This window comes from Hymenobacter sp. YIM 151858-1 (assembly GCF_025979705.1).
Taxonomy (GTDB): Bacteria; Bacteroidota; Bacteroidia; order Cytophagales; family Hymenobacteraceae; genus Solirubrum.
The window spans coordinates 1,753,136-1,768,112 of record NZ_CP110136.1 but is presented as its reverse complement, the minus strand read 5'-3'; the positions used below and the strand labels follow the sequence as shown (position 1 = coordinate 1,768,112).

Sequence of the window (14,977 nt, the reverse complement as noted above, 5' to 3'; positions counted from 1 at the left end):
CCTGAACTGGCCAACGGATAATACACTTTAGTGTGCAATGGGGTAAGCAATAAGCAACAGCGCTATCCAGTAAAAATCAGCAGCACGGAACAGCGCCAAATTGCGCTCGGTCTAGCTAGTATGTCTGCGCTAAGCAAGGAACCCCAGATGTGGGTACCTAAGCAGTAAAGCAAAGAGGGGCCGCCCACGTGGGCGGCCCCTCTTTGCTTTGGCTACCAGTTAGAGCGGCGCAGCTTATCGGGCTGCAGCACCCGAATGGTTTTGTTGGTCAGCTCAATCAGGCCATCGTGCTTGAACTCGCTGAGCGTGCGGATGAGCGACTCGGGCGCGGTGCCCACTACGGCGGCCATGTCGTCGCGCGAGAGTTGGATTACGGCGGCGCCCTCGGCGCTGGGTTGCTCGTGCATGCGCAGCAGCACATCGGCCACGCGGCGCCGGATGCTGTTGTAGGCCATGCCCAGGAGCTGCTGCTCCCGCTCGTTTACGCGGCCGGCTAACAGGCGAATAAACTGCTGGCCTACCTCGGGGTTGCGCAGGAGCAGCTGCGTGAAGTCGTCCTTCGGGATATACACCAGCTCCGAGTCATCCACGGCCACGGCCGAGTCGCCGTGCTTGGTTTGCTCGAGCAGGGCCATGTAGCCGAAAAACTCGCCGGCGTTGTAAATGCCCGTAATCAGCTCTTTGCCGCCGGCGGTGGCCTTCACGGTTTTCACGCGGCCGGCTTTCACGAAGTACAGGCGGGTGGGCTCGTCGCCTTCGGAGTAAATTTCCTGCTTTTTGCGCACGGTGTGCACTTTGCGGTCGGCCGAAAGGCTCTCGAGGTTGCCCACGGCGCGGGCATCGTCGAGGAAGTCGTTCAGGCCGCTTTCGCTCTGCAGGTCGTACTCGGGCTTGAGGTGCTTGAAGCGGTTGAGACGGCCGGTTACGGCGCTCAGCAGCTCGGCCTCGTCGAAGGGCTTGGTGAGGTAATCGTCGGCGCCCAGCTCCATGCCCTTGCGCATGTCGGAGCGCTCGGTTTTGGCCGTCAGGAAGATAAACGGAATGCCGGCCAGCTGCGGGTTCTGGTTGAAGATGTTGAGCACGCCGTAGCCATCGAGCACGGGCATCATAATATCGCAGATGACGAGGTCGGGGCGCGCGGCCAGTGCCTTTTCCACCCCGATTTTGCCGTTTTCGGCCGTGAGCACGTGGTAGCCGGCCAGTTCCAGAATTTCGGCGGTGTTCTCACGAATGAGGTCGTTGTCCTCAATCAGCAGGATGGTTTTCATAGGGAATGGTGATGGTAACGGTGGTACCCACGTTCAGCTCGCTTTCCAGCTCGATGCGGCCGTCCATTAGCTCCAGGTATTTGCCGATAATATAGAGACCTAGGCCCGTACCCGGCACGTTGGTAACGTTGCGGGCCCGGAAGAACCGCTCGAACAGGTGCTCCTGGTCGTCGCGCGAAATGCCCACGCCCTGGTCTTGCACCTTCAGCAGCAGGCGGTTGCCGTTGCAATCGGCCCGCACGGTTACCACCGAGTTTTCGCCGGAGTACTTGATGGCGTTCGACAGCAGGTTGACGAGAATTTTGCGCAGCAGCGAGGGGTCGAGGCGTACGGGGCCGGGGCAGGCCACCGCTTTGTCGATGGTTTGGCCCGCCTTCAGCATGCCCTGCACGTCGGCAATGGTTTCGGTGAGCAGGGTGGCCAAATCGAGGCTCACGGGGCGGGCTTCAATTTTGCCTTCCTCGATTTTGCCTACCGACAAAAACTCTTCGAGGATGTCGTTGAGGTGGTTTACCGAGGCCCGGATGCGCTGCAGGTGCTTCAGGCGCTTGTCTTGCTGGTCGCCGCCGGGGTATTTCTCGATAAGCGTGGCCGAGGTAAGCACGGCCGTGAGCGGGGTGCGAAACTCGTGCGAGGCCATCGAGACGAAGCGCGACTTCAGCTCGCCCAGCTCCTGCTCGGCGGCCAGGGCCTGCGCCAGTTCCTCGGAGCGCTGCTCCAGCTGCTCAAGCGTGCTCAGCAGGGCGTGGGTGCGGTCGGCCACCTTTTGCTCCAGCTCGGCGTTGAGGCGCTCCACGCGTTGGCGCTGCGCCACCAGCTCGCGCTCGGCTTCTTTTTTATAGGTGATGTCGATGATGTACGACACCACGTACAGCTCGTCGTCGAGGTTGAAGTAGCTGAGGCTGACCTCCACCGGAAACACCGAGCCGTCTTTGCGCTGGGCCTCCAGGTCGCCGCGGTGGGCGCCCATGGCCCGCACCGAGGGGTGCGCGTTAAACGACTTGCGCAACGACTCGTGGTGGCGGCTGATGGCGCTGGGCACCAGCATTTCGATGCGCTGGCCCAGCAGCTCGCCGGGCGTGTAGCCGAACAGCTGCTCCGAGAGGCGGTTGGCCGATACGATGGTGCCGCTCCGGTCGCACATAATGATGCCGATGGTGGCGTTGGCTACCACCGCCTCAAAACGGCTTACGCTCTGGGCCAGCTCGCGCTCGGCCTGCTGCAGGCGGCCTTGCTCGCTTAGCCGCACCAGGTGGTAGCGCAGGCCCTCCGCCTCGAAGCAGGTAACCTCCAGCAGCCCGCGGCAGGTTTCGCCCGAGGGGCGCGGCAAGCGGGTTTCGACCTCGAGCGGGCCGTTTTGCTGCGCCTCGTGCAGTAGCATGGGCCACGTGGTGCCGGCCGGCAGCGCCAGGGGCAAGGCCTCGGGGCTGCGCTGCAAAAACTCCTGCTCGGAGGCAAAGCCCAGCAGCCGGGCGCCGGCCTCGTTGGCGCGGACAAACCGGCCTTGCTCCGCGTCATAAATGCCAATGAACTCCTGCGCCTGGTTGATGAGCAGGTCGGTTAGGGCATTGGTATAGGGGTTGTTGGGCATGGGCAGAAAATAAGGCAGCTGCGTAGGGGGTGGCTGCCTGAACACTAGAGTACGAAGGTTTGCCCCAAAATTGCCGAACTGACCCTTGTCAACTGCAAAGCATGACGAATGTCATAGCGAGGCTATGGTGGAAAACCCAATTTTACTTCCGCAATATTACCTAACCAGCAATGACCATCTCCTCATCCAAATCGATGCCCCCGCCCACCGATGCGGCGGTATTGCTGGTGCTGCTGCCGGTGGTTAGTGCTAAAGGCATGCAGCACCACGTTTCGTTACAGGCTTCGCTTGATTTGTTGCAGGGGCAGCTGGGCTCGGCCATCCGGGTGCTGAAAATTGACGAAGTAAGCCACCCCACGGTGGTGCGTAGCTTTCATGCCGCCGAGCTGCCCTCGTGCGTGCTGGTGCGCCGCGGCGTGGAGCTGTGGCGCCAGCAGGGCCTGCCCGATGGCGACGGCGTGGCCGATGTGCTGCTCAGCAAGCTAAGCAATGCCCCGCTCGATGCGCAGCCAGTGCTGTAACACGCAGCAGGCTCCCTAGGTGCGCTGCCGGCCAGCCCGGCCGGCGGCACCGGTAATTCCCGACGTGCGGAGGCCGTTGGCGCAAAGGCGGAAAGCCGGCGCGCCAATGGCCTCCGCGTGTTGCTTCGCGGGCCCGCTGCTGGCAAACCAAGCGCCAGCCGGCACCTAGAGCCGACGGTATCAGTCGGGGGCAGTTGCCCCGACGGGCACCAGCGCCGGGGCCGATTCGCTGGGCTGCCTGGCGGCCGTTTCGGGCGGGGGGGTGGGCGTGCTATGCTTGGCGCCGAGCCGGTGCAGCAACAGCTTCAGGGCCTGCATCAGCACCATGGCCGCACCCGCCGAGCCCACCACCCAGGCCCAGCCCACCGGCGGCAGCGCCTCGATGTGCATCACGGCGCGCACCGGCGGCAGCAGGTAGGTAGCCGCAAGCAGCCCCACCGAGGCTGCCAGGGCCAGCCAGGCATACGGGTTGCGCAGGGTTTGCCAGCCAATGCCCATGTTGAAGATGTGCAGCGTTTGCACCAGCGCCAGCCCGTAAAAAAGGGCCGTGCGCACCACATCCATGCTCGCAACTTGCCGCAGGCCCAGGTAGGCGGCCAGCAAACACGCACTGATGATGAGGGCGAAAGCCCCGGCCAGGCGCCAATCGGCGGCCGAGAGCAGGGGCGTGCCCGGCTTGCGCGGCGGGCGCCGCATCAGGTTGGGGTGGCCGGCGCTTAAGCCCAGCGCCAGCGCCAGAAACACATCGGTAACCATGTTCAGAAACAGCAGCTGCAGAGGGCGCAGCGGCTCGGCCAGGCTGAGCAGGCCCACGGCCGTAACCACCAGCACTTCGCTGAGGTTGCTTGAAACCAGGTAGAGCAGGAACTGCCGGATGTTGTCGAAGATGACGCGGCCCTGGGCAACGGCGGCCACAATGGAGGCGAAGGAATCGTCTTGCAGCACGAGGCTGGCGGCTTCGGCGGCTACGCGCGTGCCGCGCTGCCCCATGGCTACCCCGATATCGGCTTTGCGCAGGGCCGGGGCGTCGTTTACGCCGTCGCCCGTCATGCCCACCACGTCGCCGCGCTGCTGAAAAAGCGAAACAAGGTCGAGCTTTTGAGCCGGGCTCACGCGCGCAAACACCCGGGCCGCGTGCAGGCGCTGGCATTCGGCCGGGCTCAGCTCGGGCAGGGGGCGCAGCTCGGTGCCGTGCACTACGGCCGCGTTGCCGGCCGGCCCTAGGTGCACTTGCCGCGCTATGGCCAGGGCAGTGGCGGGGTGGTCGCCGGTTACCATGGCCACGCTGATGCCGGCCTCGCGGCAAGCCTGCAGGGCCGGTATCACCTCGGCCCTGGCCGGGTCGAGAAAGGCAATCAGGCCCAGTAAGCTAAGCTGCCCGGCCAACGGCGGGTGCGGCGGTTGGGGCGTGGTGCGGCAAGCCAGGGCCAGGGTGCGCAGGCCGTTTTGGGCCAGCTCCTCGGCGCGGGTTTGCCACCGTCCTAGGTCGGCGGCCGAAAGCGGGGTGGGGCCAGCCGGCTGCCAGAGCCCCGTGCACAAGGGCAACACGGCTTCGGGGGCGCCTTTTACGGAGGTCAGAAACGCGTGCGGGCCGAGCTGGTGCACGGTGGCCATCAGGCGGGTATCGGCGCTGAAAGGCTGCTCGGCCACGCGTGGCACGGGCTCCGAGCGGCCGCCTTGCTGCGCCACCAGCTTCAGCAGGGCCACCTCGAGCGGGTCGCCCACTTCGTGGCCCGTGGCGGCATCGTAGTGGGCGTTGTTGCACAGCTGCACTACGCGCAGCACTTGCCCCAAATGGGCCGAAGCCAGCTCAGGGGCGGCGTCGCGCGGAAACCCAATGTTGCCTTCGGGAAGGCACACGAGCACTACCGCCAGCTCGTTGCGGGTGAGGGTGCCGGTTTTGTCGGTGAAGATAACGTTGGTGCCGCCCAGGGTTTCGACGGCCGTGAGCTGCTTTACGATGACCTTGCGGCGGGCCAGCCGCAGCACGCCGTAGGCCAGGGCCAGCGTGGCCACAATCGACATGCCCTCCGGAATGGCGGCCACGGCCAGCACCACGGTGGTTTTGAACAAGCGCAAGGCCGGCTGCCCCTGCAGCAGCCCGCCCACTAAGTACACCGCCGCCAGCACTACCGAAACCCCAATCAGCTGCCGGGCGAGGTGGTTAAGCTTGCTTTCGAGTGGGGTGGCGCTGCGCTCGGCTTGCTGCACCAGCCCCATAATGCGGCCGATTTCGGTTTGCGCGCCGGTGCCGGTTACCAGCGCCCGGCCGTTGCCATCGACCACGGCCGTGCCCTTAAACACGCGGTGGGTTTGGTCGCCCAGGGGGCTGTTGGGGGCGGGCTCGCGCAGGTTTTTCGTTACCGGCACCGATTCGCCCGTGAGGGCCGATTCGTTTACCTGCAGGTTGTTGGCCTCGATCAGCTGCGCGTCGGCGGGCACTACGTCGCCGGCTTCCAGCAGCAGCACGTCGCCGGGTACCAGCTCGGTGGCGGCAATGGTGCGCAGCTGCCCGCCGCGCACCACCTGCGCCACTACCACATCGAGGCGCCGCAGGGCATCGACGGAGGCCCTGGCCTGCAGCTCAAGCCAGAAACCGATAGCCGCATTCAGCCCCACTACGCCCAAAATGGCATAGCCCTCCAGCGCATCGTGCATGGCAAACGAAATGCCCGCCGCCAACGCCAGCACCAGCACGGCCAAGCTGCGCAGCTGGCGCCAGGCCAAGGCCCAAAGGCTTTCGCGCGGGGCATTATCGGCGGCATTAGGGCCGTGGCGGAGCAGGCGTTGCCGGGCCTCGGCATCGGTTAGGCCCAGGTGCGCATCGGTGCCGAGTTGCTGGCTAAGGGCTGATAAGTAGGCAGCAGGCATAGGCTAAGGCACTGATACGGCACCACCTTTATCGTTGGTGCGAAGCGCGGCAGCCCCAAAGCAACGGCTTGGCCCGGGCACCTGCCATGATATTCGTCAGCAATAACTTACGTGTTGGGGCGGGCCCCCGATGCCGGGTTGCCTATTCGGCCGCGGCCGCCAACTCACCTAGGGTAGCGGGCTTCAGCACCCGAATGCCCTGGCGCTCGGTGGTGAGCAGGCCTAGGTCTTTCATGCCGGTGAGCAGGCGGCACAGGGTTTCTTTGGTGGTGCCCACCAGCGCGGCCAGGTTATCGCGCGAGATGCTGAAGCTGTTTGGCTGGCCAGCGGGGCGCTGTTGGGTGCGCAGCAATAGCAACAGGGCTTCGGCCAGGCGGGCGCGCACGGGCTTGTAGGTGAGGTGCAGCATGCGCCCCTCGGCCGAGGCCAGATCGGAGGCCAGCAGGGCGGCCAAGGCATTGGCCAACCTGGGGTTGCCGGCCAGCACGCGCCGCAGCGTGGTGCGCTCGATCAGGTACACGGCGGTTTCTTCGAGGGCCACCGCCGAGTTGGCGTGCGGGGTGTTGGCTACCAGGCTGCGGTAGCCGAGGGCGTGGCCGGCCTGGACCAGCCGCACAATCTGCTCTTTGCCGTCGTCGCTCCAGCGGCTCACTTTTACCCAGCCGCGCACCAGCAGGTACAGGCCGGCGGGCTCGGAGCCGGCGTTGTACAGGGGCTGCTCTTCGGCGTAGGTGCGGCAGGTAAGGCTGGCCTCCAGCATGGCCAGCTCCTCGGGACTACAGCCCTGCAGCAGGGTAAATTGCCGGGCTACGGGGAGGATGCTGGGGGCAAGGGCGAGCTTCATGGCGCAGCTTGCTAATAAGCTTGTGTCTGAATATAAGCAATTGGTAATAAATGATATGCAAAGCCAGGGTTTAGCAAGGCGCTCAACTCAGTTGCCGGGCAGCGCGTGTAACATTGCGGCGGATGCGGCGGTAGATAATCATCTGACCAACGACCCAAACGCCATGGCCTATTACTCGGATTACCTCTTTGATGAGCCGCGCAACCAAGGCAGCCGCCCCAACGAGCGCCGCTACCCCGATACCAACCGGCAGGGCGCCGGGCGCTCCGACCAGGACGATGACTACGACCGCGGCTTTAGCCGGCGCGGCGGTACTTCGGATAGCTCATCGGGGGCCAGCTCGGGGCGCCGCAACGGCTTGGGGCCGGGCTATCGGCCCAACGAAATGGATGAGCGCTACGACGGCCGACGCCGCGACATTGGCCGCCCCGACGACCGGCCGCGCCGCCGCTACGATGACGACGACCAGCGCCCGCGCCAGCAGTACAACGATAACTACGGCCGCGGGGCTGCCCTGGGCAGCTCGGGCTACGGCGGCTCGGAGTACAGCGGCGCCAACCGGGGCTACGGCCAGGGCTTTGCCGGCTTCAACGGCGATATGGACCGCGGCTACGACGAAAACGGCCTCCGGGGAGGCTTGGGCAGCGGCGGCCGCGACAGTTTCGCCGACCGCAACTTCGACGTCGACCGCAACCCCTTCAGGGGCGGCTACGGTGGCGGCGACTACGACCAGGGCGGCCGCAACCGCACCGACATTCGCAACATGAACATCGGCATGAACAGCCGCGGGCCCCTCGACGAGCTAACCCGCCGCAACCAGCCGCCGCGCCCCGACCACCCCAATCGGTATGGCCGCCGCGACGAAAACCCGGGTTACCGCCGCTTCGATTACGACGGGTAGCCCTAGGTGGCCGGCTTTAAAAAAGCGCGGGCCCGGAGCAATGCTCCGGGCCCGCGCTTTTTTATCGGGGGCTTGATAATCAGCCGGTTTGGGCCGTGCAGGCATCGAGCCGGAACCCGCCGCCTTCGAGGGCTTCGCGGATGCCTTCGGGGCCGGGGTTGGTGCCCTGGGCCACGGCTACCTCGGCTTGCCCGTGCCCTACCTGGTCGACGAGCAGGCCAAGGTTGGTGAGCAGCTCGCGCACGCGGCCAATGCTTTCGTTGTCGGTCATGTTGCCAATTTGCAGCACGTAGCGGATCAGCTGCGTGGGCGGCGGGGCAGGGGTATCGTGGTCGTGGTGCATGGGCGTAGCAGTTGGTTTTGGTTATGCGTACGCAAGCCCGTGGTCGATGATGCTACTGCCGAGCGGTTTTTCGGTGTTTTTGCGCAGGCCCCCGCCGCCCCGCCGCCAGAGCCAAGCAGCGTTATCAGGTGCTTGTAAGGCGTTGAAAGTTTGTGCGATGCGCTTGGTTTCAGGCCTGAGCTGAGCCAGCAGTTTCAGCGTCCGTATTTGTTCAGCTTGAAAAACCGTACTTACCGCCGCAACCCAACGGGGCATTGCTGCGAAAGAGGAAGAAAACAGCTGTCTGTTTCCGGGTTGTTGTCATTTTCCGGGGCACCTATCGTGGTGCCGAATAGGTTGGCTGGCGTTGCATTCGTTTGAAAGCCTGTGGCATAGCGCGGTGTGTGGTTTGGTTGCCAGCACTGCCGGTCGCAGGTATGCAAAACCTTAGCTCAACAATATTTATGGAACTATGGCAATAATGTATTTTCTTAAACGTAGAAACAGCTAACCTTTTTGGTGTATGGGCAACAGGTACACGCTGCGGGCAGTAGCCGAGGCCGAGGGGCCGGTGGTGAGCCTTGTGCTCGTAACGCTCGGCAACGACCACCCCGACGTTTGGGAAATGGATTTGCCCTATCTGCTTTGGGAAAGCATGGGCACCCGGGCCGCCTCGCAACTGGTGGCGCGCCTGTTTCGGGAGCGGCATCCGCTGCCGGCCCGCCTGTTGGGCAGTTGCCACGTGCACCGCATCATCGCCAACGCTTTGCAGCAGCACAGCACCGAACGGGTGCGCTAACGCTACTGCTTGTTTCGTACCCGCAGCCCTCGGGTTGCTTCTCCACCTATTCATCATGAGCAACACCATTTCTTACGTCATTCAGGCCGATGCCGAACCCGACATGGCCATGGTAACGGTGCGCATCCAGTGCAAGCTGAAAATTGTGCGGGTGCGTACCCAGTCGCACTCGTGGCGGCTCGACATGCCCCGCATGCTCTGGGCATCGATGGGCACCGAGGATGCGGCTGATTTTGTAACGGAGCAATACTTTGAGGCCTACCCCGAGGAGCTGGAGTACGTGCAGCAGCACCAGATTGCCGCGGCCGTGGCTACCTCGCTCGAAGACGCCGGTTTTTTCTTCGGCGACCCGGTATCGGACTAACAGTCAGTCGTCAGTCGTCAACAAAAACGCGCGGGCCCCACGAACCAGGTTGGTTTGTGGGGCCCGCGCGCTTACATATTTGCTGCCACCTAGGCCTTGAGGATTCGGTACAGCTCGTCGAGGGTGGTCACGGGCCCGCGGTGGTGAATTTCGGGGTCGTACAGGTCGCCCGATGAGATTTCGATGTCGGCAGAATCGAGCGGTACAAACACGCGCACGGAGCCCGTGGCCGACATGCGTACGTATAGCTGGCCCTGTGTGTAGGTAGTGCCCGAAGGCACCCAGTCGGCGGGGTAAAAGCCGGCTTGCGCTAATTCTTCGGCGGTCATGGGAAAAGCGGCGGTAAGAGCAGGAGTTGCAACAACTACGTGGGGCAGAAGGGGGGTACGCGTCGGGATATTTACTACTGCTGCCCTCGGCACAACAGGCCTTGCCAGGCAAGGGCTCACATCAGCTTCTCACGCACGCGCACTACTACACCCCCGTACCAACGGCGCAGCTTGGCCTTGGGTTACATTTGTTGTAAGATTTTTTGAAAACGTGATTTTGCTAAGGCTTAACGCTTAGGTAGTTGGCTTAGGGGCTGGCCGGTATCGCGGCCGTAGCGCAAGTGCTTGGCCTGGCCTACCACCTGCGCCCCGTAAATACCCCGGTGGCCCGAAGCGAGGTAGGCCATAACGCAAGCCAGCGCCAGGTAAGGCGCCGCGGCCACGCCAAAAAGCTCGATGCCCATAAGCGTGCAAGCCAAGGGCGTATTGGCTGCCCCGGCAAACACCGCCACAAACCCCATGGCCGCAAGCAATGCCACCGGCAACGGCAGCACCAACGCCAACGCGCTGCCCAAGGCCGCACCCACGAAAAACAGCGGCGTAACCTCGCCGCCCTTAAAGCCCGAGCCCAGCGTGAGCGAGGTAAGCAGGAGTTTCAGCAGAAAGGCGTACCACGGCAGCGGGGCCGCAAACGCTGCGGCAATGGTGGGCAGCCCCAACCCTAGGTAGTTGGTAATGTTGGGCACGGGGCCAAGGCTGAGCAGCCACGTCAGCAAGAGCAAAGCCGCGCCGCCCAGGGCCGGGCGTAGCGGCGGCCAGGCCACCGCCGCTGCAAACCAGCGTTGGCAGGCATGCGTAGCCGCCCCAAACCAGCGCGCCACCACACCCGCCAGCACCCCCAGGCCCAAGGCAGCTGCCAGGCCCGCGGCACCTAGGGCGGGCACGTGCGGCACCAGGTAATGGGCGTGCCCCACGCCCCACTGGCGCGTTACCCAGTCGGCGCCGTAAGCGGCCAGTACGCTGGGCAGCAGGGCATCGTAGCGCAGGCGGCCTATCCGAAACACCTCGAGCCCGAACACGGCCCCGGCCAGCGGGGTACCAAACACCGAGGCAAAGCCCGCGCTGATGCCGGCAATGAGCAGCAGGCGCCGCTCGCGCGGGCGCAGGCGCAGCCCGCGGGTGAGCTGATCGGCGAGGGCGCCGCCCATTTGCACGGCCGTGCCCTCGCGCCCCGCCGAGCCGCCCACCAGGTGCGTGAGCAAGGTGCCCAGCAGCACCAGCGGGGCCATGCGCAGCGGAATCACGTCGCGCGGCTGGTGGATTTCCTCAATCAGGTGGTTGTTGCCGCGGGCCACGCTTTGCCCCAGGTAGTGGTAGAGCAAACCCACCGCCAACCCACCTAGGGGCAGCAGCAGTACCAGCCAGGGGTGCAACCGGCGCAGGTGCGTAACCCAATCCAAACTCACCAGAAAGCCCGCCGAGGCCGTCCCCGCCAACACGCTCACCACCGCGCAAATCAGCAGCCAGCGGCCCGCAAACAGCAGTTGAGGCGCTGGATCGGGCAGGGGCAGGCGGCGTGCGGAGGTGTTTGGGGGCACAGGTGCTCGGGGCTGATGTGGCCGCAAAGTAAACACCGCGCTGCCTAGGTGGCGGGTGCAGCCGGCGGCGCAGGCAACTGCATGGCGCTTTACTTAACCAAGGCGCAACGTCCGCAATAACTAAAACTGCGTAGTTTGGGCATTCTTCTACTGCCTTACTTTATGACAACTGCCTCGGCCGCGGCCGCCACCTCCGTAGCGGTGCCGAAAAACGACAAGCGCATCACCTCGGGCTGGGCCATGTACGACTGGGCCAACTCGGTGTACCCGCTCGTAATCACCTCGTCCATCTTCCCGATTTACTGGAGCGGCGTGGTATCCGAAATCACCGGCCGCGACGGCAACAGCCCCGTCAACTTCCTGGGGTTTCAGGTGCCGGGCTCGTCGTTGCTCACGTACGCTATTTCGGCGGCCTTTCTGCTGATTGCCCTTATCAGCCCGTTCCTCACGGCCCTGGCCGACTTCTCGGGGCGCAAAAAGCTGTTCCTGCAGTTCTTTTGCTACCTGGGGGCGGCCTCGTGTGCGGCGCTGTACTTCTTCACGCCCAGCACGCTCACCGTTTCTACGTTCGTGTTTATTGCCGCCACGGTGGGCTTTTCGGGCTCCATCGTGTTCTACAACTCCTACCTGCCCATCATCGCCACCGAAGACCAGTACGACCGGCTTTCTGCGCGCGGATTCTCCATGGGCTACATCGGCTCGGTTATTCTGCTGCTGCTGTGCCTGGGGCTGATCATGGGCCACCCGGCCCTGGGGCTGGATAAGTCGTTGGGCCTCACGGCCGGCAAGGCCACTCGAATAGCGTTTCTGCTCACGGGCGTTTGGTGGGCCGGCTTCGCCCAGATTCCCTTTGCCCGCCTGCCCGCCGACGAAGGCCGCTCGGCCAATGCCGGCACCGCCGACAGCGGCTGGCTGCTCAACGGCTTCCGCGAGCTGGGCAAGGTGTGGGATGAGCTCAAGCACCTGCCCAACCTCAAGCGCTTTTTGCTGGCCTATTTCACCTACAACATGGGCGTGCAAACCGTGATGTACGTGGCCACCATCTTCGGCAAAGACGAGCTGCACCTGCCCGATCAGGCCCTGATCATCACCATTTTGCTGCTGCAGCTGGTGGCTATCCTAGGTGCTTACTTGTTCGCACGGCTATCGGAGCGCATCGGCAATACGCGGGCCCTCAGCTGGTCGGTAATCATTTGGGCGTTTATCTGTATTGCGGGCTACTTCGTGCAAGCCGACAGGACGTTCTATGCCCTGGCGTCGGTAATCGGCCTCACCATGGGCGGCATCCAGAGCCTGTCGCGCTCTACCTACTCCAAAATCATCCCCGAAGACACCCACAACACGGCCGCTTACTTCAGCTTTTTTGATGTTACGGAAAAGCTCAGCATCGTAATCGGTACGGCTACCTGGGGCATCATCGGGCAGTGGTTCGGCTCGATGCGCTACAGCATCCTGGCTCTCATCGTCTTCTTTATTCTGGGCCTGCTGTTTCTGCTGACCTTGCGCGGCAAGAAGCTGCGCGAGCCGCACCCGCACGAAACCATCAACCAGCCGCCGCCAGCGGCGCCGCACGCCGGCACGCCGCTGCAAGCGCACTAAGTTGCGCAGCCCTAGGTGCCTGAGCAGCCCTGGGGCACCTAGGGGTTACCTAAATCGAACGGCCCCGCCTGCAGCTGCAGGCGGGGCCGTTCGGCATCTTGTCATTCCGAGCGTGAGCGAGGAATTTGGGTCAGCAACGTTGTGTCGGCAGCACCAGATTCCTCGCTCACGCTCGGAATGACAGTTGGTCTGAATTACAGTTGATTACTTCCGCCCGTACACTTTCTCGCCGCCGATGTAAGTACTCAGCACTTTGATGTTGCGCAGCTGTTCGGCGGGCGCGGTCATCAGGTCTTGTTCCAAAATCACAAAGTCGGCCCATTTGCCGCCTTGCAGCGTGCCTTTCTTCTTCTCCTCGAAAGCGGCCCAGGCGGCCCACTCCGTCATGCCGCGCAGGGCCTGCTCGCGGGTGAGGGCATTTTCGGGCTGAAAACCACCTTTCGGGTAGTTCTTGGCGTCCTGCCGTGCCACGGCCGCATGGAAACCGAACAGCGGATTCAGGGCCTCCACCGGGAAGTCGGAGCCCAAGGCCAGGCGGCCGGTGGCTTTCAGCAAATCCTGGTAGGCGTAGGCGGTTTTCAGGCGCTCGGCGCCCAGCCGCTCGCCGGCCCAGTACATATCGGAGGTGGCGTGGGTGGGCTGCACCGAGGGCACCACGTTGTAGCGGCCAAACTTGGCCACATCGGGGCGGCTTACCACCTGCGCGTGCTCGATGCGCCAGCGGCGGTCGGTTTGGCCGCGCAGTACTTCGGCGTAAATATCCAGCAGGGCACGGTTGGCCGAGTCGCCAATGGCGTGGGTATTCATCTGAAATTTGCTCGCGGCCAGCTCCTTGGCCAGCGCCCGGTATTCGGCCACCGATTGCAACAGGAAACCGGTTTGCTTCGGCCGGTCGGAGTAAGGATGAAGCAAGCAGGCCCCGCGCGAACCCAGGGCGCCGTCGGCGTACACCTTAAACGAGTTTACCGTGAGGCGGTCGGTGAGGTAAGGCCCGCGCCCTAGGTAGTACTGGCGGTTGGCCGGCGAGGGGTTAATCATGCAGTCGAGGCGCAGCTTCAGCTGGTTGGCTTGCTGCATGGAGTCGAGGCGCTCGATCTGGCTGCGCTCCAGGCCGGCATCGGCGAGGCTGGTGAGGCCCAACTCCACGCACTGCGCCTGCGCTTGCAGCAGCAGCTTGGCCGCCTCGGCAGGCGTGGGCTCCGGAATCCTGGCCGAAACCAGATCCACGGCGTTATCGACCAGCAACCCTGTGAGGCGACCTTGGGCATCTTTCTCGATTACGCCACCCGAAATGGGCGTGCGGGCCGTTACACCGGCCAGATCGAGCGCCTTTTGGTTGACGAGGGCCGCGTGGCCATCCACGCGCACGATGAACACGGGTACGTCGGGGAACTGCCGGTCGAGCGAGTCTTTGGTCGGGAACTGCTTCGTGGGCCAGTCGTTCTGGTCCCAGCCGCGGCCTGTGAGCCAGGCGCTTTGCGGGTGCTGCCGGCGCTGGGCGCGCAGCTTGCCCAGCACCGCCCCCCACGACTCGGTGCCCACCAAATCGGCATCGCGCAGACCTAGGGCGTAGCGGTAGAAGTGGCAGTGCGCGTCGTAAAAACCAGGGTAAATGAACTTGCCCTGGGCATCAACTTCTTCCTTGCCGCGGTAGCGCCCGCGCACTTCGTCGGAGGTGCCTACAAACGCGATTTTGCCATCCTGCACGGCAAAGGCCTGCGCTTTGGTAAAGGCCGAATCGACGGTGTACACCGTGGCGTTGTACACGACGAGGTCGGCGGGGTATTTAGCGGAGGGGCAGGCCGTGAGGCCCGCCAGCAGCGGCAGCGCCGCAAGCGGCGCCAGTGCAGGGCGTAGTCGTTGGAGCATGGGCAAGGCGGAGTAAGGCGGCAAGTTAGCCCAAGTCCCAGGCAAAATAAACCGGCCCGCCACCTAGGGCCCGAGGCACCCCGTTGCCAGCCATTGCATCGGTTGCGCCCAGGGGTCCGAAAACAACAACGGTGCCCCGGCCGCCAGGCCAGAGCACCGTT

Annotated in this window: 14 protein-coding genes; 5 read left to right on the top strand and 9 right to left on the bottom strand. The window is 64.1% G+C overall.

The genetic code is table 11. The features are described 5' to 3' along the window. Window positions 1-212: 212 nt before the first annotated feature. Window positions 213-1,268, bottom strand: a complete 1,056-nt coding sequence (locus OIS50_RS07865) for a response regulator (protein WP_264693761.1) — start codon at window positions 1,266-1,268, stop codon at window positions 213-215. After that, entirely contained in the window at window positions 1,246-2,859 is a 1,614-nt protein-coding gene (locus OIS50_RS07860) for a sensor histidine kinase (RefSeq protein WP_264693760.1), read from the bottom strand. Before OIS50_RS07860 ends, OIS50_RS07865 begins: the two co-directional genes overlap by 23 nt. Before the next feature lie 170 nt (window positions 2,860-3,029). Between OIS50_RS07860 and OIS50_RS07855 the strand changes: the two genes are divergently transcribed. Next, window positions 3,030-3,380: a thioredoxin gene (locus tag OIS50_RS07855; protein ID WP_264693759.1), complete on the top strand. Its 351-nt coding sequence runs from the start codon at window positions 3,030-3,032 to the stop codon at window positions 3,378-3,380. 180 nt (window positions 3,381-3,560) lie between these two features. Here OIS50_RS07855 and OIS50_RS07850 read toward each other — a convergent pair whose 3' ends face one another. Then, window positions 3,561-6,251 (bottom strand): cation-translocating P-type ATPase, encoded by a 2,691-nt coding sequence (locus OIS50_RS07850; protein ID WP_264693758.1) that lies wholly within the window; start codon window positions 6,249-6,251, stop codon window positions 3,561-3,563. Between the two features lie 142 nt (window positions 6,252-6,393). Then, window positions 6,394-7,095 carry a Crp/Fnr family transcriptional regulator gene (locus OIS50_RS07845; protein ID WP_264693757.1) on the bottom strand — a complete coding sequence of 234 codons (702 nt, stop codon included), beginning with the start codon at window positions 7,093-7,095 and terminating at the stop codon, window positions 6,394-6,396. 163 nt (window positions 7,096-7,258) lie between these two features. Here OIS50_RS07845 and OIS50_RS07840 point away from each other — a divergent pair, with 163 nt between their 5' ends. Further along, window positions 7,259-7,996, top strand: a complete 738-nt coding sequence (locus OIS50_RS07840; RefSeq protein WP_264693756.1) for a hypothetical protein — start codon at window positions 7,259-7,261, stop codon at window positions 7,994-7,996. Window positions 7,997-8,075: 79 nt separating this feature from the next. On the opposite strand, the gene OIS50_RS07835 is transcribed toward OIS50_RS07840, so the two are convergent. After that, complete coding sequence (locus OIS50_RS07835) at window positions 8,076-8,339, bottom strand: hypothetical protein (RefSeq protein ID WP_264693755.1); 264 nt, start codon at window positions 8,337-8,339, stop codon at window positions 8,076-8,078. Window positions 8,340-8,360: 21 nt separating this feature from the next. Then, entirely contained in the window at window positions 8,361-8,594 is a 234-nt protein-coding gene (locus OIS50_RS07830; protein ID WP_264693754.1) for a hypothetical protein, read from the bottom strand. 247 nt (window positions 8,595-8,841) lie between these two features. Between OIS50_RS07830 and OIS50_RS07825 the strand changes: the two genes are divergently transcribed. Together OIS50_RS07825 and OIS50_RS07820 are read left to right on the top strand one after the other, a co-directional pair. After that, complete coding sequence (locus OIS50_RS07825) at window positions 8,842-9,117, top strand: hypothetical protein (RefSeq protein WP_264693753.1); 276 nt, start codon at window positions 8,842-8,844, stop codon at window positions 9,115-9,117. 55 nt (window positions 9,118-9,172) lie between these two features. After that, complete coding sequence (locus tag OIS50_RS07820; protein ID WP_264693752.1) at window positions 9,173-9,481, top strand: hypothetical protein; 309 nt, start codon at window positions 9,173-9,175, stop codon at window positions 9,479-9,481. An 89-nt stretch (window positions 9,482-9,570) separates the two neighbouring features. On the opposite strand, the gene OIS50_RS07815 is transcribed toward OIS50_RS07820, so the two are convergent. Further along, a complete protein-coding gene (locus OIS50_RS07815) occupies window positions 9,571-9,810 on the bottom strand; it encodes a hypothetical protein (RefSeq protein WP_264693751.1) in 240 nt (79 codons plus the stop codon). A gap of 227 nt (window positions 9,811-10,037) precedes the next feature. Continuing rightward, window positions 10,038-11,348, bottom strand: coding sequence for a chloride channel protein (locus OIS50_RS07810; protein ID WP_264693750.1), 1,311 nt, complete (start codon window positions 11,346-11,348; stop codon window positions 10,038-10,040). 162 nt (window positions 11,349-11,510) lie between these two features. Here OIS50_RS07810 and OIS50_RS07805 point away from each other — a divergent pair, with 162 nt between their 5' ends. Further along, the gene (locus OIS50_RS07805; RefSeq protein ID WP_264693749.1) at window positions 11,511-12,947 is read left to right on the top strand and encodes an MFS transporter; all 1,437 of its coding nucleotides are present in this window, start codon (window positions 11,511-11,513) and stop codon (window positions 12,945-12,947) included. A 204-nt stretch (window positions 12,948-13,151) separates the two neighbouring features. On the opposite strand, the gene OIS50_RS07800 is transcribed toward OIS50_RS07805, so the two are convergent. Beyond that, on the bottom strand, window positions 13,152-14,816 hold the full coding sequence (locus OIS50_RS07800; RefSeq protein ID WP_264693748.1) for an amidohydrolase: 1,665 nt from the start codon (window positions 14,814-14,816) through the stop codon (window positions 13,152-13,154). Between the last annotated feature and the right edge of the window lie 161 nt (window positions 14,817-14,977).